Source organism: Kineococcus radiotolerans SRS30216 = ATCC BAA-149, assembly GCF_000017305.1.
Lineage (GTDB): Bacteria > Actinomycetota > Actinomycetes > Actinomycetales > Kineococcaceae > Kineococcus > Kineococcus radiotolerans.
Window position 1 is genome coordinate 90,595 of record NC_009806.1, and the last position, 19,254, is coordinate 109,848.

The 19,254-nt window shown below is 69.3% G+C and carries 16 protein-coding genes; 10 read left to right on the forward strand and 6 right to left on the reverse strand.

Going from position 1 to position 19,254, the window contains the following annotated elements:
* Positions 1-6: 6 nt before the first annotated feature.
* The 4 genes from KRAD_RS23155 to KRAD_RS24820 form a co-directional block, all read right to left on the reverse strand.
* Positions 7-1,542 (reverse strand): NAD(P)/FAD-dependent oxidoreductase, encoded by a 1,536-nt coding sequence (locus KRAD_RS23155; RefSeq protein WP_157874016.1) that lies wholly within the window; start codon positions 1,540-1,542, stop codon positions 7-9.
* Complete coding sequence (locus tag KRAD_RS23160) at positions 1,542-2,912, reverse strand: hypothetical protein (protein WP_157874017.1); 1,371 nt, start codon at positions 2,910-2,912, stop codon at positions 1,542-1,544. Before KRAD_RS23160 ends, KRAD_RS23155 begins: the two co-directional genes overlap by 1 nt.
* An 82-nt stretch (positions 2,913-2,994) precedes the next feature.
* Positions 2,995-3,669 carry a hypothetical protein gene (locus KRAD_RS23165; RefSeq protein WP_012001957.1) on the reverse strand — a complete coding sequence of 225 codons (675 nt, stop codon included), beginning with the start codon at positions 3,667-3,669 and terminating at the stop codon, positions 2,995-2,997.
* Between the two features lie 163 nt (positions 3,670-3,832).
* Positions 3,833-4,648 (reverse strand): helix-turn-helix domain-containing protein, encoded by an 816-nt coding sequence (locus KRAD_RS24820; RefSeq protein WP_157874018.1) that lies wholly within the window; start codon positions 4,646-4,648, stop codon positions 3,833-3,835.
* Between the two features lie 458 nt (positions 4,649-5,106).
* Between KRAD_RS24820 and KRAD_RS23175 the strand changes: the two genes are divergently transcribed.
* The 5 genes from KRAD_RS23175 (at position 5,107) to KRAD_RS24830 (ending at position 11,262) form a co-directional block, all read left to right on the forward strand.
* Positions 5,107-5,721 (forward strand): hypothetical protein, encoded by a 615-nt coding sequence (locus KRAD_RS23175; protein WP_012001955.1) that lies wholly within the window; start codon positions 5,107-5,109, stop codon positions 5,719-5,721.
* Entirely contained in the window at positions 5,714-7,228 is a 1,515-nt protein-coding gene (locus KRAD_RS23180) for a DUF6545 domain-containing protein (RefSeq protein ID WP_012001954.1), read from the forward strand. Before KRAD_RS23175 ends, KRAD_RS23180 begins: the two co-directional genes overlap by 8 nt.
* A 5-nt stretch (positions 7,229-7,233) precedes the next feature.
* A complete protein-coding gene (locus tag KRAD_RS24825) occupies positions 7,234-8,178 on the forward strand; it encodes an oxygenase MpaB family protein (protein WP_012001953.1) in 945 nt (314 codons plus the stop codon).
* Positions 8,179-8,672: 494 nt separating this feature from the next.
* Complete coding sequence (locus KRAD_RS23195) at positions 8,673-10,505, forward strand: hypothetical protein (RefSeq protein WP_203417795.1); 1,833 nt, start codon at positions 8,673-8,675, stop codon at positions 10,503-10,505.
* The gene (locus KRAD_RS24830; RefSeq protein ID WP_049821579.1) at positions 10,498-11,262 is read left to right on the forward strand and encodes a hypothetical protein; all 765 of its coding nucleotides are present in this window, start codon (positions 10,498-10,500) and stop codon (positions 11,260-11,262) included. Before KRAD_RS23195 ends, KRAD_RS24830 begins: the two co-directional genes overlap by 8 nt.
* 228 nt (positions 11,263-11,490) lie before the next feature.
* On the opposite strand, the gene KRAD_RS23205 is transcribed toward KRAD_RS24830, so the two are convergent.
* Positions 11,491-12,120: a hypothetical protein gene (locus KRAD_RS23205; protein ID WP_041293791.1), complete on the reverse strand. Its 630-nt coding sequence runs from the start codon at positions 12,118-12,120 to the stop codon at positions 11,491-11,493.
* Between the two features lie 438 nt (positions 12,121-12,558).
* On the opposite strand from KRAD_RS23205, the gene KRAD_RS23210 reads away from it, so the two are divergent.
* Complete coding sequence (locus KRAD_RS23210; RefSeq protein ID WP_041293792.1) at positions 12,559-13,029, forward strand: hypothetical protein; 471 nt, start codon at positions 12,559-12,561, stop codon at positions 13,027-13,029.
* Positions 13,030-13,178: 149 nt separating this feature from the next.
* Here the strand turns inward: KRAD_RS23210 and KRAD_RS23215 are convergent, their stop codons facing one another.
* On the reverse strand, positions 13,179-15,392 hold the full coding sequence (locus KRAD_RS23215) for a hypothetical protein (RefSeq protein ID WP_041293793.1): 2,214 nt from the start codon (positions 15,390-15,392) through the stop codon (positions 13,179-13,181).
* A 668-nt stretch (positions 15,393-16,060) separates the two neighbouring features.
* On the opposite strand from KRAD_RS23215, the gene KRAD_RS23220 reads away from it, so the two are divergent.
* The 4 genes from KRAD_RS23220 to KRAD_RS23240 all read left to right on the forward strand — a co-directional run bounded on the left by KRAD_RS23220 (position 16,061) and on the right by KRAD_RS23240 (position 19,153).
* Positions 16,061-16,531, forward strand: a complete 471-nt coding sequence (locus KRAD_RS23220) for a hypothetical protein (RefSeq protein WP_012001946.1) — start codon at positions 16,061-16,063, stop codon at positions 16,529-16,531.
* Positions 16,532-16,893: 362 nt separating this feature from the next.
* Positions 16,894-17,430: a hypothetical protein gene (locus KRAD_RS25500; RefSeq protein WP_157874020.1), complete on the forward strand. Its 537-nt coding sequence runs from the start codon at positions 16,894-16,896 to the stop codon at positions 17,428-17,430.
* A gap of 86 nt (positions 17,431-17,516) precedes the next feature.
* Entirely contained in the window at positions 17,517-18,284 is a 768-nt protein-coding gene (locus KRAD_RS23230; protein WP_157874021.1) for a hypothetical protein, read from the forward strand.
* Between the two features lie 353 nt (positions 18,285-18,637).
* The gene (locus KRAD_RS23240) at positions 18,638-19,153 is read left to right on the forward strand and encodes a hypothetical protein (RefSeq protein WP_041293796.1); all 516 of its coding nucleotides are present in this window, start codon (positions 18,638-18,640) and stop codon (positions 19,151-19,153) included.
* Positions 19,154-19,254 lie beyond the last annotated feature (101 nt).

Below are 19,254 nucleotides of genomic sequence, written 5' to 3' on the forward strand. Positions count from 1 at the left end.
AGGCACCTATCCCAGGGCGCTCCTGCCTTCACCCGCGAGCGCCGGGGCCTCCAGATCCCGGAGATCAAGAGGGGCGTGTGCATCGCCCCCGAAGGGACGGGGGCCTCGCGCGGGAGTGGCTTCTGGTGCCTGCGAGCGGCGGGGGCGCAGACGCGAACGCAGTGACGCCAGGAGCAGCGGCGGGGTGAACAGCGCAATCGGGTGTGACATCAGGTGCGTCACGGCCTGCATGACGTCCGCGGCCCGATCATTGCCCTGGCCAGCAAGGCGGGCCACCTCCGAACCCCACCATCCGACGACCGCCTCGACCGGGCGTGCGCGTTGGGGAGTGGTGAGCAGCTGACGATCCTGCGACGTCGCCATCGTCCACGGCAGGTCAGCGGTACGCGCCAAGCCGCGCTGGAGGCGACGGGTGTTCAGCCGGCCCCCCTGGGCCTTCATGAACGACCGCTCCAGCAGCAGCCCCTGGCAGGCCGCCACGGTGATGCCGGAGCCGTAGACGGGGTTCAGCGCGCAGAGAGCGTCGCCGGTCACGAGCAGCCCCGCGGGCCAACGACGCGACTTGCCGTAGTGGTGGCGGACGTTGGCGGTCTGTCGGTGGACGACGACGTCGCTGACGGGGGTCATGCCCTTGACCATGTCCAAGGCCATCGGGTCCGGCAGCTTGGCCAGGTGCTCCAGGAACTCCTCACCGTCACGGCTGGGCCGGTCCTCACCGCGGCCCACGGTCGTGACCTGCCAGTAGCCGTCCTCGACGGGACTCACGATGCACCCGCGGCTCTGCCTGGCCGAGGCGAGCATCAGGACTCCGGGCCCTGGAGGACGGGGGCTGGTGAAGCGTCGGGTGGCGTAGCCGACGCGGGCGTCGATCGTCGTAGTCGGCACCGGCGGCAGGCCGAGTCCCTTCAGCCACGTCGGCAGCCGGGAGGAGCGTCCCGAGGCGTCGATCACGAGGTCGGCGGCGAGGGAGTGCTCACCTCCAGGTGAAGAGGAATGGTCCGTCGGCTGCAGCTGGATGGTCCAGGCGCCTGACGGGTCCTGGTGCAGGGCCTGCACGCGCGTCTGCTCGAGGACCCGCACGTTGGGCAGGGCCAGGACGCGCTTCCTGATCACGTGCTCCAGCAGGGTCCTCGAGGAGCAGACCAGGGGGTAGCCGTAGTCGCCGCGTGGTGCCCAGCCGTCGGCGCTGAGCAGGGCCATGCGTCCGACCTTGAACTCCGGGGCGCCGCGCTGGATGAGCTCATCGTGCAGGCCGGGGAGCAGGTGCTCGGCGGAGAGCAGTCCGCGGTGCAGCAGGATGTGGGTCTGCTCGCTCTGCGGCACCCCTCGTCGTGCTTGTGGGGTGGTCGGGATGCCGTCGCGTTCGATGATCGTCACCTGGTGACCGGCGTTCGCGGCTGCGGCGGCGGCGAACAGGCCGGCCAGGCTCGCTCCGATGACGCTGGTGCTGAGGGGCTTGGGGTGGGGCTGGGGGTGCTGCATCGTTGCCTCCGAGGTGGGGGTCGACAGCGGGCGGGGATCCAGGGCCACGTCCATCGCCATCACTCGACCATCTCAACGAAACCGGCGGTGCCGGCTTCGAGAACGTCGTGGTCTTGAACCTCACGCCACAGCAGGCGCAGGTAGGCGACCGCCTCGTCCACGTCACGAGGGCTGAGCGTTAGAACCGGCGTCGCCTGCGAGGAGATGCCGCGCTCGTCCCGCAGGTCCGACCCAGCGGTGTGGAACTGCAGGGCGGCGCTCGCGGACGCTGCGTCGGCACGTGCGTTGCGCTGCAGCGGCTTCTCTGTGATCTGACGCCACCACCGGCTCGCCAGGATAGGTGCGAACCCGCCGACGACCGACAGGACTGATCGTGCGGCGGCGGCCGTCACGCGGCCGGTCCGCTGACGGACGGTGGACTTCGACCGGCGACCCAGGAGCTGCTCGATGCGTCGACGGGCTTGGGGGGTGAGGTCGTCCGCGGCCTGGATCAGCGCCTCCATGATGTCGCTGGCCATGCGGGCGCGCTGGGCGTACAACTCGTCACGGCTGGTCTTGGTGGTCTGGTCGGTCTCTAGCTCGTAGGCGGTTCGGTAGACGCCTTGAAGCAGCCGCCACGGCGCTCTCATCGCCACCACGTCCTCCCGCCACAGCTGCGTGAAGAACTCCGCGCTTCGGGCTCGGACGTTCTCTACGAAGGGGGCTGTGCTGGAGCCCAGGAGCAGCAGGAGCGGCGTGGCGATCTGACACGCCATCTGGGCTACCGCGGCTTGCTTCGGCGTCCACCTGGGCCGCCCCTGCATCCAGGTGTAGGCCTGCACGGTCTGGATGAGGATGACGCCCTGGTTGACCACACTGCCGATGGCGACCAGGCGCAGGCTGACCCGTACGGCCGGGTCTGGCTCGCGGCGGGCCTCGTTCCAGCACGAGAAGAACAAGGTGGCGGCCTGGAAGGGCCCGCAGATCTGCGGGCCGAGGGCAGCCACGAAGCCTGCGACGTCTGGGGAGTAGTAGGTGACGTACTCCTGCAGGTTGCGCGGCCGAGGTCGCGGCCGCTGCACCAGCCACGGCACGATGGTCAACAGCGAGCACCCGATGACCGAGGCGTGGTTGATCCGTGTGAGGCGGGTGGTCCAGCGCCCGGTCCGGCGTGGGGGCTGCAGGGTGTGGATGATCGCGTCGGTCGCGCTCATACCCGCCGCGGTCATCAGGACGGTGCTGATGACCCAGGGCACCCCCGGCGCGGTGAGTCGCTCCACCCGCTGCACGACGGGACGGACGTTGAAGAACGAAGCGGTAGTGACGCCCGCGATGGCGAACCACTGCGCCCGCTGAGCTCGGCGGCCGATGGCCACCAGGTCGTCTTCGCTGACGGTCTCGCTCGGACTGGGCTGAGCCAGGGACACAGCCCGCAGCTGCTCCGGGGTCATCTTCCCCGTCAGCAGGTCACGCAACGCGATGCCGGCTCCGACCCCGAGCACGAAGGCGCCGGCCGGAGCCCAGCCGATGACCTTAGCCAGCCGACTCATCGGTGCTCCCCCGCCGGGTGACGAACAGGCCCAGACCCGAGGCGGGAGGAAGCTCCCTCTGCTGCATCCACGGCGCCATGTAGTGCTGCAGGAGGCCGGCGGTCCACTCGACCTCTCGCTCCTCATCGTCTTCGACGTTGCAGTGGAACTGGATGGCCTTCTCGTCGTAGAGGTCAACGCCCTCGGGGAGGTCGGCGTTGACGGGCAGGTTCAGGCCGTCGAGACGCTGTTCACCATCTGCGGCCCTGACGGGGATCACCTGGGAGACGACCCGGAGCTCATCGCGCGGGGTGACGATGAGGTGGGCCAGCTCGTGCAGCAGGACGCGTTTGCCGCGCATCGAGCGCTTGGGGTCCTCAGGGATCCAGACGAGGATGCTCCGGCGCTCCGGGTCGCGGTCCACGAGGGCGGAGACCTTGGCGGGCAGGTGCAGCAGTCGGCCGTGCTGGCCTCGCTGGGTGATCTTGATGGGGCGCCCTTCCTGCTTGCGCAGGGTGGTCAGCAGGCGGCGCAGGGAGATACCAGGGTGCACACCCAGGTCCTCCAGGCGCTGCACGCACCGCTGATCGCGTGCCGCGGTGCTGTCGTCGACGCTGCTTCTTGCTGCCGGCCCGAGGGGAGACGGCTCGTCGAGGTCTCGGCCCGTGAGCTCGTCCACGCGTTGATCCCTCCAGGTCGTCGAGGCCACGTCAGCCCAGTTCGCACTGAAGGCGGCGTGGTCAGCTCTGTCCTTCTACGCGGACATCCTGGCACCGACCGGTGACGCCGCCCACTCAACTGCTTGATGCTTGAAGCAGCGTTGCGAGACGGGAGCCGCGGAACTAGCGATCCCGCGGCTCGTCCTTGCCGAAGTCCTCAGCGTCTCGAAGGGCACTGTCGATGAGTGCGTTGACCATGTTGAGTTCTCGCTGACTGAGGTTGCGCGCCCGCATAGCGATGCTGGCCACACGGTCATTTTCGAGAGCATCAAGAGTCCTCAACCGCCTGTTCATCTCTTCCAGCGTTTTGTCGTCTTGGAAGAAATACCCGGGCCACACACCGAAGATTTTCGCCAGGCATTCGATCTGCTGCATGTTGGGACTTTTTTTGATTCCGCGCCGCAGGTCGTGCAGGTAACCCACCGACAGCGCGACGCCATGCTCTTTCGCAGCCGCACTGACCTGGCGCATGCTCCATGGCTGCCCGTCAGGGCGGACCCTCAGGTTGAACAGGTACTCGAGGCGGGCCGCGAGGTTGGCCTGAGAGTCGACTGCGTACACGACCCCGTCCGACACGTTCGAGGGATCAGGCCCACCATGGGCCGAGTCCGCAGCTTGCTCGTGATCGGCAGCGGCAGACGACGTCTGGTCGGGAATGGGGTCGAAGAAGAACCCAGCTTTGACCCCAAAGAAGGCGGCCAGAGCCCGAAGGGTGTCCGCCGTCGGGTTGCGTTTGGTGCCCTCGCGCAAAGCGGTGATGTACTCGGCACTGAGCCCCTCGACCTGAATCGCAGTGGCGACCTGTTCTTCGGTGACGAGATTGCCCTCACCGTCGCGGTAGCCGCGCAGCAGATAATCGAGGGCGCGAGCAATTGTCGGCCGATCCTGGTCATTCCCGCGTTGCGCCACTGTTTTCCCCCGCCATTGTGACTTGTTCATCGGCGCCTATGACCGGTCGCGTCCATCGTCGTCGATTCTTGAGCAGCACGGTGCCGGAACCGTATCGGATCGACCTCGAGCCCACCCGTTGCAGCGACAAGCCGCCTCCACCGACCAGGGCGCCGCGGTCCACCAGGCCCGACGGGCCCACCAGGCCCGACGGGCCCACCAGCGGAGGCGGCAGCAACGTCGACTCCCTCCAAGGCGTTCGCGATGCGAACACGCAGACTAGGCGTGTGGTCCACACCATGGTTTCATAGCTCCGTGGCTCACGGAAGCAGGACGCTAGACACCGACCCAGAGTCGTCGCCGCCGGCGCGCTGAGACCGGGGCCTGCGCCGCTGAGCGGTCGACGAGCAGGCCGAGATCCGATCTGCACTCGGCAGACACCAGACCACGCCTCCTCCCCGCAGGACCAGGAAGCCCACAGTGGGAACGCCAGGAAGGATCACCGCCTCATGTCGTTGCCTACCGCGTTGCCCAGCTCATCGACGACCGGGGACCCGGCGACCGCGACGTCGGCGGCCGCAGAGCCCCTCCAGAGCGTCGCCACCCAGGGCGGGACGGCCAGCACCGCAGACTTCACCCTCGACAGCGGCGTGGCTGAGCAGTGCCGGCAGATGGTCCAGTCCATCCAGCTGCCCCGGCCGCTGACGATGCGCAACCTCATCCAGTCCGTGGCGACCCAGCTCGGCGTGCGCATCCGCGCGCACGAGCAGTCCTTGACCGACCCTGAGGTCTCAGGGGTCATCACCCAGAAGAAGTCCGGTCTCATCATCGTCAGCTGGCCCCAGGACTACGAGAAGACCCACCCCTGGTGGACGGCCCTGTGCGTGGGTCACGAGCTGGGTCACCTGATGTGCAACCACCTGGCCAAGAAGCCGCAGTACAGCCGCTGCCAGATCGGTGTGAGTGTCGCCGACAACGCCGATGAGGCTGCGGCGGAATACTTCGGCACCCTGCTGGCCGAACGTATCGAAGCGCAGGAAACCACTACCGGTTGGCGCCGGGTCATCGACCTGCGCGACCAGGACAACGTGGCAGGCAACTTCACCCGGCTGCTGCGTGGGTGACCTGGGCTCGCTCAACGTGACCGGGATCGTCTCCGTCCTGGCCGTCACAGCCCTCGCCGCCTGGCTGCTCGCCGATACCTACCGCGCTCGCGTCCACGTCAAGCGGCAACGGCGCCCCTCAGAGCACCCCGCCAGCGAGCAGCTCACCGGCAACCAGGGTGCGGGCGATGGGCGCGCCATCGACCTGCACGGCAGCTCCTCCATCGCGGTCGCCCCCGAGTCCAAGATCGCGCATCGCGGATCCGAGAACGGAACCACGGCCACGAAGCGCCGCGACAGCGGCAGCGACCAGGGACACGTCGCCGATCACCAAGCCCGACGCATGCTGTGGTGGACCGTGGGTGCCCTCACCCTGGGAGCCGTGGTTCAGACTGGCCCGATCCGCGCCGTGATCGACCAGGCCTACCTGGGATGGAGCAAGGCGCTCATGCACCTGTTCGGCGCCTTGGCCGCCGGGTGCCTTCTGCAGTTGCTGCGTCTCCTGCTGGGCCTTTGCCCCCGGCGCCGTCGCTGGCTGAACAACGCCATGGCCATCACCACCGTGCTGGTGGTGATGCCCCTTCTCCTCCAGCCCCCACGCACTCCACACCTGTTCGAGCCCACCTGGGCCGCGGTCGCGCACTGGGTCGCCTCGCTGGCCCTGCTCTCCTGGTCTCTGGGCGCTACCTCAACCGCGTGCTTCGGCATCGCCGCGCGCGCTGAAGCCCGCGCCGCCGGAGTGGGCATGCGCCTGGTCGCCTCCGGTTGCCTGATCGGTCTTGGCTACGTCGCGACCTGCTTGGCCCTGCTCGCCTACGCCCTCATCACCGGCAGCACGCCACCCCTGGCGCACGGCACCGGGCTGGATGTCACGCTGCAGCAGCTCGCCGAGGTCGTCATCGTGATCGGTCTCGTGTGGACCAGCTTCGACCGCCTCCTGCACCGCTTCCTGGGCCGAGAACGACGGCGAGCGGGCCGGGCCGAACGCAAGCGCTGGCTGGTCGAGCACATCCACCTTGTCGTGGGCCGGCGCCGTCAGGAACGCCACTTCCACCGGCTGCTGCTCGAACTGGAGGACATCCGGCCGTGGTGGTCGGCGCTGGCCGAGTCGATGCCTCAGCTGGTCCACTTCCCCCAGCAGACGGCCGCCGCGCCGGCCAACGCCACCGACGCCGGGTTCCAGCGTCGGCGCATGATGTCGGAGATCCACGACATCGAGCGAATCGCCGTGGCCTACGTCGACCACGACGACCACGAGCAGATTCGCTCGCTGGCTCTTGCTCATGGCCTGCGTGCCGGGGCCCAGCTCGACATCGTGGTGTGGCAGGCCTGCGTGCTACTCGGCCTCGAGCGCTACCGCGCTCGCGCACCGCGCAGCCCCCTCCCCCTGGAAGTCCCCGCCCCGCGCGGGGCCAGCCTGGCCGAGGCCACCACCATGCTCAGCCACGCCCTGCACGGTGTGCACCCCCTACGTGAGCGGCTCCTGCAGGTCCTGCACGACAACGCGATGATCACTTCCCGGAGGTAACGATCATGAACGCGCCTCAGTCAGCCGATGCCCGCCAGACGTCCACCGGCTCCACTCGCGCCCAGGACGCCCAGGACGCCCAGGACACCCAGGACCTGCGCAGCGGCCAGCACCCCGACGGGCTCGTCACCCCGCAGGTCCTGAGCCCGCAGCGGCTCGCCGAGGTCAACGAGGTCTACCGCCGCCTGGCGCTCGCGGAGTTCGCCACGGAAAGCCGCATCGGCTTCCACCTGGCCTACTTGCGCACCTTCGCCTCCCCTCGCGTAGCCGGCTTGCTCAGTCACACCGGGCAGATGCAGAAGGAGCCGCGTCGGCGCGGCACCGACACCGGCCTGTTCATGTACGAGTTGATCCACCACGGCCTGGGCAGCGAGGTGGGTGATGAGGTGGTGCGACGGCTCAACGGGATGCACCACCGCTTCTCCATCCGCAACGAGGACTACGTCTGGATCCTGGGGACCTTCGTGGTGCTCGGGGTGCGTACGATTCGCCGCTTCGGGTGGCGAGAGCTGACCGTCTTCGAGGAGCAGGCCAGCATCGACTGGTACCGCGAACTGGCCGCTCGCATGGACCTGACCGACGTGCCGGAGACCTTCGAGGAGTTCGACCGCTGGTTCAGCGACTACGAACAGACGCAGCTGCGCTCTTCTCCGGCCGGTCGACAACTGATTGCAGCGACTCTGGACACCGTCTTCGACCCCGTACCGACTCCTTTGCGCCCCTTGGCGGTACGGGCAGCGGCGGTGCTGCTAGAGGAGCCGGCGCGTTCCGCGCTCGGGTTCGCAGCGCCCGGGCCGATCGTGCGGACTGCAGTGCACGCGCTGTTCCGGTTGCGAGCGCTGCGACGGCGGCGACAGCCGACACCGCCGAGCTGGTTCAAGCCGGGAGCAGCCACCAGCGTGTACCCGCAGGGGTACGGGCTGAACGACTTGGGGCCCCGCACGCAGTGACCATCGCCTGCGTCGTCCGTCACCGAGGACGACGATGACTACGCAAGGCGGCACAGCACGCGCGTCGCATCCCGCACGTCGGGTCCGGCACGCGGCATCCGCAGCGTGTCCTCCCACAGGTCCCCGCCTCGGACACGCCTGGAGGACTCGGAGAGGGCATCTCAAGGCCGGTGACGTGCTGTCGCCACCCACCGGGAGAACCTCATGCCCCAGCACCTCGTCATCAGCGCGTCACTGAACGGAGCAACGAACGCGCTACCTCCCCGGGGGACGAACCCTGCCCAGTCTGGCCACCCGCATAAGGACGGACCCCTCGAAGCGGTCCACCTCAACAGCCACGGCCGCGACGAGGACAGGCCAGCGGACCTCGAGTCGGTGGGCACGGAGCGGGCAGTGTTTACTGACCCACGACGACCCGGCGGCGCGCAAGGCGTGGTGATCCAACCTCCGACCCATCCACACCGGGGGCCCTATGGCCGGGTGCATCTGCCAGCATGGCTGTCAGCACTTCCCGCACCCTCGCTGATCGCTCTTCGCACCACCTCGCCGACGTTGACAGCGACCGCCGCCGGCGCATCCACCAGGACGGCGTCGACCCCCACCACGGCGACGTCACGACCGACAGGAGTTCCCCGATGAGGCCAGCACCGTGGAAGGTCCGCCCCGTCCCGACCGTGTGGCTGGACTACGCCACCGGCGTCGGGGTCACCGACAGCGGTGCCCGGATCACCCCGAAGATCACCGGACGACGCAAGCGGCCTGTCCTGGTCGACCTCCTCGACACCGCCCACAACCTCTCTGCCGAGCGGATCATGCTGACCGGGAGGATTCCCCAGCAGAGCCTAGGCGAGCAGCACTGGCTCATCACCGAGACCCCCGGCTGGAGCGCCGGCGGGCACTGGCTCTCCAGCCCGCCCACCGGCCGCTTCACCCACGGCATCACCGGCCGCAAGCTGGAAGTGCGCCTGGCCTCGGAGTGGTTCACCTCCCCTGACGACTCGCTGACCCCTGACGAGGCGCGCCAGGCCTGGGTGGCTACGTCCGAAGCGTTGAAGTCCGTCGCCCGCGACGCGGAGCTGCTGAAGTCCCCCGCTGCCACGGGGACGCAGATGTGGGCGCAGTCCCTGCCCCGCACCCTGGACCCCGAACCCCTCGACCCCGACACCGCCGAGCTGCTGCACCGCACCGCCGGGCAGCACCGCATCGAGCACCTCACCACCGGCGCCGCTGCCTGCGCGTGTGGGGCCTGCCGCCCGCTGGTGGACGTGGGTGAGCAACCCCGCGGTGGGTTCGCCTACGTCGACGGCCGGTTCATGTACGCCTCCTTGTGCCGTGAGCTCGGCACCGGCCCCGCGCGGCGGTTGACCGGGGACCAAGCCGAGGACCTGCTGCAGTCCAACCCCTACGCCCGCGCCCGCTTCCACGTTCGCTTCACCGTTCCCGAGGGCTGGAACACGCTTGGAGCGCTCCCCGTCGCCCATGACGACGCAGACGAGGGGTGGCACTACCCCAACGTCCCCGGCGCCGGCGGGCAGACCTGGGTCGACGGGGTCGAACTGAAGATCGCCCTCGACCATGGCTGGGGCATCGAGTTCCTCGAGGGCATCGAGTTCACCAAGGCCCGCGTCCTAGACACCTGGGCCGACCGGCTGCGCCGCGCCCGCGAGCGCCTGGCCCAGGCCCAAGACCTGCCGCCGACGGTGCGCGGGGCCGCCGTCAGCGCCATGCGCGCCATCCTCATCCAGGGCATCGGTGCGTTCGCCTCCCGCGGCCGGGAGACCACGCAGGTGGTGTGGTCCGCGCGGGAGGTGCCCGCCGAGGCCGCCTCGACGCTGGTGCGGCACGGGGAGGCGTTCGTGTTCCGCACCCGCGCCCCGCGTCCGCAGGGCCAGGCCGCGGCGCTGTACCGACCGGAGCTGGCTGCGCAGGTGTGGTCGCGCGGTCGGGCGCGGGTGCTGGAGTGCCCCACCGCGCTGTCGAAGCGTCTGCCCGGGGTCGGCCTGACGCGCCTGGGAGGTGCGTTGGAGGTCGACCCCGCGACGTTGCTGGCGGTCAACGGCGACGCCATCTACACCACCGAGATCCCGACGTGGTCGCTGCCGGTCGCCACGGGTGGTGGCGACGACGGTGAGGTCGGGCGGATGCGCCTGCAGGGGTGGCTGCCGGCGGTGAAGCTGCCGACGACGGTAGCGGAACGCAACCGGCTGCGGCAGCGCGCCGAGGCAGCCGGGCCGGGAACGGCCACCTCGCCGCAGTCCGCTGCGATCACGGCCGACACGGCCGGGGATCCGGCTGTCGAGGTCGTCGCGGAGGTGGCCGGTGCCTGACCAGTCGACGCCCACCGCGGCCGACCTGATCGCCGATCTGCGCGCCTACGGGCTCAGCATCAGCGAGATCGCCCGCGAGCTCGGCCGCTCGCCCCGCATGGTCCGCAAGGTGGTGCAGGGAGAGAGCAGCGGGCAGCTGTACGTCGCCGCCCTCAGCGAGCTGGCCCGGACCGGACGCGCTCAGGCGCAACCGGCGCGCCGACGCGGGCGGGATGGCCAGCTCATGCGCGTGCGCGCACCGCGAGGAGCTTCCGAGCCGACTCGCCGTCCAGAGGAGGGCACGGAAGCCCAGAAGTCCGGGACTGCTGGGCAGCCTCCGGCGTCCCGCGCTGGCGCTGGTGCGGGCCAGCCCTCGCCGACTCCAGGTGGACGAGCGGGGCGGTCCGGGGGCTTCAGCGACAGCACGACGTACTTGCCGGGTGGGGTGCGCCAGCACACGGTGACGGCACCTCGCAGTGAGGGAACCGGCCGGGAGAGGGCCCGCCAGCGACTGCTCGAGACGTTGCGCCGTGCCGCGCGCAGCCAACGAGGGGGTCGCAAGAACGTGCGCTTCCGCGTCACCTTGAAGAACGGCACGACGGTGGAGGTCGGCGCCAAGGGCGGCTACGCCGTCTCGAAGGCGCTCGCGCGCTCGCGCAGCGAGGGTGACGACCCATTCGCCTGGTTGGCCGGAGAGGTAGCGGATCGGCAGTACCTGCAGAAGGCGCTGTCGCGGGAGGACCTGAGCATCGTTGGAGTCGAGGCCACGATCTACTGACTACTCAAGCGGGTCAGCTGTCCTGGGGTGCGCGCCGCGCCGTCCTGCTCCTGAGGCGAAACAGTTAGAGGTCAAGACCCAGCAGTTCTCCATCAGCTCGAGTGCCGTGTTCCGGTCCTACCCGTCTTGGACGCGCCGGCTTGCGGCACTGCGGGCCGGGGTGGGCGCCGCCGGCGGGGACAGTCAATCTGCGTCGCGCGGCGGCTGGTCATCCTGGCCGTGTCATGATCAGTACGGGTTGACCGGTTGCATGCTTCCAGGGTCCAAGCAGACGAGATTTCCGTCGTTCTTCCAGTCCAGGCAGACGGGGTCTGCCTCCTCGGGCTCGGGTTCGGGTGCCATGTCCTGAACGCCTTCTGCCCAGCTGTTCCCTAGCCAGCCGACGCCCTTGGCGACCCCGGCGAGGCCAGCGCCCACACCTCCGACGATCACGAGGGGGACGGCGACCATCACGAGCACCGTAATGACGGCGACGATGCCCATGAGGGCCCAGCCCAGCACTTTGCCAAGGCCGCCGAACAACGCGGCGAGTAGTCGGCGAAGCGGACCACACACCTTGATGAGGGACACGACCAGGAAGAGACCCCAGTAGGCGACGGTCAGCTTGGCGTCCCATTGCCAGGCCGTCGTCCAGCTGGTGGTGAAGCCCATGATGAGCGTGAAGATGCCCAGGGGAATCAGCAGGAGGATGCCCCCACCGAACCAGTCCAGGCAGAGATCACCGAGGCCAGTGGGGGCCTTCGGAAGATCAGCAGGTGAAAGGGTTGAGGGGGTCGCGGCCGGGCCACCGACCGGGGCTTTCGACCGACGCTCAGCCCGGTCTTCGACTTCGGTGATCTTGGTGCACCGATCGCACATGTCCCAGCCGTAACGCGGGAGGTTGGTCTTGCACCGGTGGCATCGGTGCTCCCTGTTCGCCGTCTCGAGCGAGCACGCCGTGCAGAACGTTGAGTCAAGCTTTCGCGGCTTGGTGCTGCATCGGGCACACCGGGGCGCGGTGGACACGAATGCGCCAGGCTGGGAGGGCATAACGGAAGGTCGACGTAGTCCTCAAGGGCCCTGAGGAGTGGTCACCCGTTCGCGGGGGATGGCCTATCCGTGGCAAGCCAGCCAATCCTGCGACCAGAAGCCGCGGCGTGGACCGGGGTGGGCCGGTTGCGCTGGCGGCGAGCGAAGGGCACCGGTACAGCGTCACGAGCGTCTGCTTGACCAGCTACTGCCTCCGGCTGAGCGCACGACGGATGGCGACGGGTCATGATGCTCAAGAGCTGAAGACCAAGGGTCGATGTTCAGTCGGTGACCTCAACCTTGCTGGACCAAGCGCGCCGCGCCCACGAGACCGGGGTATGGAGCGATGGGCTTGTTCGTGAGGTGCAGACCAACGCCTACCACAGCTTCAAGATCCTCAAGCAGACACGGGCGACTGGCAGCGGTCATCAGGCGTTGGAGGAGCTGCGTGAGGCGTGCCGACTGACCTACCTGGCCCGGCCGTCGTTCCGCTACCTCTTGGAGGTGCTGCCGGCGGGCCCCCTGGTCGAGGTCCCGCTGACCGGAGCAGCCATCCAGTCTGGAGCTCGCCCAGTCGTCATCGAGACGCGCAGGACAAGCCCCCTTGTCGCCGCGGCGTGCATCGCCGTGATCTTGTTCGTGGCCGTGTTTATGATCGACGGCTTCATGAAGGCGCATGCGGAGCAGGAACGGGCATCGGAGAAGGTTCAGTGTGCCCTGCGCCTGCAGCCAGGTGACGACGTAACGGCCTGCGACTGAGACCTGAGTGCCCCGCTCACCGGGATGGTGGCGGGGCAGGGCGGGGACCGGAGCTCAGCGGTCGCGTTCACGAGGTAGGGGGCCTAGCTGCGCAGGCTGGTCCGCCTCGCGTGCCTGGTGCTTACGTCGCGGCCGGCACTGGGTAGGTCTCAGCTGCCTTGGTAGTGCGGGAGCTCAGCGAAGGCGGATGGCGCAGTGGCCTGCCCGTCCTTGCGTCGTCCTCGACCGTACTTGCTCTTGGTGGTCACGCTTGGTGCAGTCGCCGCCGCAGCGGGGCGGATCGTCGGAAGCTGCGCGGGACCGTTGTCCCCCGAACCTGCGGGCGTCGCATGGCGGTCGGGGGTGGGTCGGAACCCGTTGGCGAGGAAGCCGGCGATGCGCAGGTAGGCCTCGTTCACGTCGGCGTCCAGGGTTTCGTAGTCGACGTGCACGCCGTCGGCGAGACGCGCGGAGTACGGAATGAGAACCGTCGCCCGGCAACGCCTCTGGAAGTGACCGATGAGGGTCTCCACGTGCACTCCCCCGTTGCGGGCCGCCTTGGCCAGTGTCCCGTCCTTGGTCGTGCGGGTGACCATGGCGACCACGGCTTCACGTGCGAGGCGTTCATGGCCCAGGTCCTCCAGACGGTCTAGGACCTTCCGGCTGCGATCCACGGCGTCCATGCTGGTGCCGGTGACTACGACGACGTCGGTGGCGGTCTGAAGCACCTCGGGCATGTCGCGTAGCCCGGAGCTGCCCAGGTCGGTGATGACGACGTCGTGGAACTTGCTGAGCAGTTCGAGGGCCTCGCGGTGCTGCTGAGCGGTGAACGAGCGGCTGTGGTCGGCGCTGTAGATGTCCAGCCGCTTGGCGCTGCGGGCGTAGCGGCGCAGCTCGACGACGGAGTCCACCGCGCCGTGCTGGTGCTCGTCCAGCAGGTCTTGCAGGAACCGGTCGGCGGGGGTGGCGAAGCGATCTGCGAGGTTGCCGGCCGTCTGGTCGGCGTCGATGACGGCGACGCGGTCGTCTCGGTGCTCGGCGAACTGCAACCCGATGGCGCCGGTGGTCAGCGTCTTGCCCACGCCCGTCCCGTACGCCAGGACGACGATGTGCCGGTTGCCGTCCAGCGGGGTCCGGACACGGTAGATCTCGTGGTCGCGTTCGGCCTGGCGGGCGCTCGGGGGCGGCTGGACTCGTCCCAGGGTCAGCTTCATGACGGCGCTGCGCCACCCCCCGTCGGGCATGGCGTGCACCGGGGAGAGGACAGGGGCTGCATCGCGCAGCTCGGCGTCACGGACCTGCTGCACGAAGGTGGCGGTGTCGATGACGGCACCCGGGACACTCGCCTGAGGCGCTACCACCTCGCGGCCGGGAGCACTGACCACCGCCTCCCCGGCGGCCTGGGCTGCAGGTACCGCGGTCTTCGGGGTGTCCGGGGTGTCCGGACCCTTCGGGGCGGGCGTGGACGCCGGCGACGAGGCGGCGCTGACGATGGCCTGCGTCTCCTCCGGATGGATGGAGGGGCCTGACGCCGCGGGGGTGTCGGAGGCGGCTTCAGCGTCGGTGGAGCCAGCCGGTGCGGGCATCACCGGCGTGGCGGGTTCGTCGAGGTCGTCGGTGGCACCCGGAGCAGTCGGGGCCGGAGTCGTGGGGGGCGGCGTGGGCACCTGAGCCGGGAGCAGCGTCGCACCCTGCCAGAGGAAGACCGGGGCTGGCGGCAGCGGAGCAGGTTCGTGGGCCTCGCTCACCGATGGAGCGAAGAGCGGTCCGGTGGGCTGCTGCAGCTGGTGGGCGCTGTCAGAGGTGGTGGCCGTTCGGCCGCGTCGCGCACGTGTTCGAGAGGCGGGCAGACTCTCCGCCGCGAGGGCGCTCGCCGGATCGCTCTGCTCGCCGGCCTCCTCCTCGGCCTGCTCATCGGCCTGCGCCGTGTTGACCGCCTGAGTGGGCAGGTGAGCGCGTGCCCCGTTGAGGCCGGCCCGCTCCCCACCGTGCGCGTGATCCTGGACGTCGGTAGTGAGGCGCTGCTCCACCGCCGGCGGGGTGCCCTGGGGCTCACCGGTCTCGATCGGTGCGTCCTCCTCGCCCGCGTCTTCCTCGCCCGCGTCGGAAGCGATCATGTCGCGGCCGCTGGCGGCGATGGCGGGGCCCTTGTCGACGCCGTCAACGACGTCGACGACATCGACGACGGTGGCGATGCTGCGGGCGCTCATTGCCTCGGCGGCTTCCTGAACCGATGAGGCTCCGTCGGCGTCCTGGAGCCGTCCGGGCTGGCCCTCCTCATCGCTGAGGAACGATGCGAGCAGCTCGTCGTACTCGAGGTCGCCGGCCGTCCAGTCCGCCGATGCGGGTGTCGACGACTGCGCCGAGGCGACCTCAGCGGTCACCTGGACTGCAGACGCTGTCGTGGGGGTGTCCGATCCGGCTTCCTCGGCTGGCGTCCGCAGCGTCTCCGTCGCTCCTGCGTCCTCCTCGGTCGCCGGGGGACGCAGCGGGGTGCCACGCCGGAGACGACGGACGGGGCGCTCAGGGCGCGTCCGTGCAGGCGCTCGCTGCTCGGTGACGGTGATCGCGTCGACTTCGGTGGTGGCGTTGCTCAAGTGGTTCATGGCGACCTTCGCATCAGAGACGGCGACCGGAGCGGATCGTGTGCAGCACAGGCGGTGACAGTCACGCTGAGTACATCTGAGTTGACGCGGGCGCAGCCACCATTACCCCCATAGTGTAATGGGGTCGCGGTCCCCGTACAGGAGGCTGTGGACAGCCCTCCCCGGCGTCCGCCCGGGCCCCTTGGATCAGCGGCCGGCCGCCACAGTCCTGCGCACCGCCTCCCCGCACATCAGAGGGCAGCCGCCGACTGCGCTGCGATGCGAACCGGCGACGGATCGTGCCGAAGGTGTGCGCAGGGCGTGGATCAGCCGGTAGACAGGTCACGCTCTGAGCACGGCAGGGGGCCACGGGCGCAGCCACCCGATAGCCTCCATGCGTCGCACGAGCACGGAGCGACCGGCGCAACGACGTGCGACGGCAGAGGATCAGACCCGGGGGGGCGTACATGAGCACGGCATCCGCGACGCCTGAGGATCCTGACGCCCAGGCGGCAGCCGCCGACGACGGCCTGGTAGGCCGCCGCAACGACCTCATCATCCAGCGGATCAGCCAGCTCCTGAACAGCCCCCATCCAGAGACCGGCACGGTGCTGCAGGGCAAGGAGGTCACCGCCCGCGCCCAGGCGCGTGGGCAGAGCCTCAGCACCAGCTACGTCCTCGGCCTGCGATCGGCTAACCGCGGGGTCCCCAGCGTGCACGTCCTCCAACTGCTGGCCGACATCTACGGCGTCAACCTGAACTTCTTCGCCTCCCAGCGCACCCCCGACGACTTCCGCGCAGACCTGAAGCTGCAGGCAGTGCTCGACGACCACGAGGCCCGCGCCCTGTTCCTCCGCGCCGCCGACCTCAGCGCTCCCGCCAAGGAGAACCTCGCAGCCATCATCGAGGACATGCTGCGCGAGAACCCCGACGAGTAGGCCTGACCGCTCACCACCAGCTCCGGCGACGCGGGCCCATCTCTCAACCCATCGCTACCGCCAGCTTCGTCCTCTACGACGTTGTCCACAGGACGACGTGACCTCGAACTCGTCTAGCGCTCGCGACCTAGAGTGGACGCACCCTTCGACCGGACAGCGACCCGGGCGATCGGTGACCCACCAGTCACTCGCGAGAGGCATGGTCAATGCCCACCGACCCCCTGAGCTCCCCCCATGTCCTGGCCCTGAACACAGGGCCTCAGGAACCGCAGAACAGTCGACCTCTGCTGGTCACCACTCACGACACCGCCCGCCTCACGTACCGGCACCTCACCGCGCAATGGACTGATACCTCGTTCTTGGTGAGCGCCGCCACCTCGCTCGACACTGTGCGAGACACGTTGCGTCACAGACTGAGTGTGGAGCGCCGTCGAGAACTGGGCGGTGAGGAACCGCGATGCCCCCATGTTCGCGTCCGGTGGACGAACGGACCAACGGTCGCCACCGTCGCCGCCACGTGCTCCCTGTTCCACGGCGCAGAGTTCCATCCCGCCCTCGGCCGCTGGATGGCACAGGAAAGTTTGCTGGCACTGCCTCCCCGAGATGGCCATGAACCGATTCCTGTCCTGGTGCAGTACGACGCCGGCAGCGCCAGACTCCACCGATCGCTCAGCCGGGGCTACCGCGATGACCTGTTGCGTTGCGCGAGCGCATTCGGGTTCCACGGCACCGGCGGCTTGCTCTCCACCCCGTGGGGTCTTGCGGTGGACCACCCCGCGGTGGTCGCCGAGCTCCTCAGTACCCTCCTGTCCCGGCGCGCCGCGCGCGATGGGGCCCAGCTGGTGGACTCGATCGCACGCCGCGACTTCGTCCTGGCCGCTACTGGGCTCTCACGGTGATGGTGACCGCTTGGCACGCACGCCCAGCGGCGTGGCGGGCCTCTGCACCGGAACAGGGGGGAAGTGCAAACGACGTCGAGGCGACCTTGCCTGAGCTGCTGCGCCACGTCGTGATCAAGCACCGATGCGCGCCGGACCTGCCGCCGGGGTCGGTGCTGCTCGGCCTTGATCGCGGCGAGCCCGATCACGGTGACAGCGTCGATCGGCAGCGTCCATCCCGCTTGCTGATCACAGCTACGCCCGGGATCGGCCGCGGCCTCGCGAGGGCCGCGGCCCCCGTCACGATGGCAGACACGCAGTGGCGCGCCCACCAGCTGCGACTGCTGACTGCCGCCGTCTCTCACGCCGTGGACCTCATCGTCTACCTCCCCGAAGGCACCGATGCCCTGCGCGCGCTGCTGGAGCCGAGCGCCGGCAGTGATCGGTACGCGCGGCTGCGCCCTTCTCCCCGCCAGCTCGACTTGGCGTCGCGGTGCCTGCGCGAGGCTAGTGAGGGCGGCTCCACCGTCGACCAGGCGGTGCTGCCGCTGGCGCTGCCTGGCCGTCCTCGAGGTCCTTGGCCCATCGGTCAGCCGGTGGAGCCGGTCGGGGCGTGCTGGCTGGCTGACTCACGGTTGGGCACGGCCGCGTCGGGCTCCAGCCTGGCTCGTGGTCTGGCACGACAAGCTGGTCTGGAGCAGCTGCACGGCCGTGAGGGGGGCGTGGCGCTGGTGGTCGTGGATGCGCAGGGTGCCTGGCAGGTCTTCGACGACCCTCTTCTGTCGGCGGCACCCTTGGCTGAGGAGGTGGGTGATGGAGAAGGCCTGGTCGCCGCAGCTGGCAGTCTGGGCCACTCACGGCTTGCAGGCACCTAGGATCGGCGATGGTGATGGTGGGACCGGCGGGGGTGCGAGTCGGTGCTCGACGGCTTACTGGTTGGCCTCGAGGACGGGCGAAGCGCAGCATCCGACGAGGTGCTGTCAGCTGATGCGGGGACGTGGCAGTCGCTGGCCGTTTTGATCCGCGTCCGCACCCCCGTCGGCCCCACCATCATCACCGCCGATCGATCCGACGAGCCTCAGTCCAGGAGGACTTGGTGACTCCGCACTCCTCACCCACCCCTGAGGTGCCTAGGCCCGCTGGCTCCCCTGCACCGCGTGCGTCCGGGAGCCGGGCTCCGCGGGAGGCGGCGCAGTCGTCTGGTCCTGGTGAGGTCGGCCAGCAAGAGGTGAGCCCAGCGGAAGTCACCCCGACGCAGGTAGCTGCTGAGGCTGAGCGTCTGGCGGGGCAGAGCAACCGGGTCTTCGCCGCCGACTTGGCTGATCACCTGTGGTGGATGGCCGGGGCGGTAGCTCCGACGGGGGGTGAGCAGCACCCCATCTCGCACGAGGATCGAGTCCAGCAAGCTGCCTACCGCACGCCGCTCCTGGCCGCGAAGTCGCTGCGCGCTCTTCGCCAGGCACGAGCCCAAGGTGCGGACTTCGCGCCCCGCCTTGCGACCGACTCCGACGCCGAGCACAGCGCCCGGCGCGGCCGCTTCCTCCGGCACCTGACTCATGAAGAGCAGCTGCTGGAGATCATCGTCGCTGGTCTCGCCGCCCAGCAGGGCGTCCTGCGCACTCCCCGCAACGCGTGGAAGAGGGCCAAGGACAGGCTGGCGCAGTTGAACATGGAGGCCGACGTGCCGCGAGGAACCATCACCCGCCTCGTCGAGGAAGAGCGTTCAGGCGGCAGAGCCAAGTAGCCCCCGCACAGCCCGTGTGATCAAGGCGGGCAGCCGATCAACGGCGAGGGCGGGCCCGACCTCAAGAGGTCGGGCCCGCCGTTGTTCTGCGTGCAGAACGT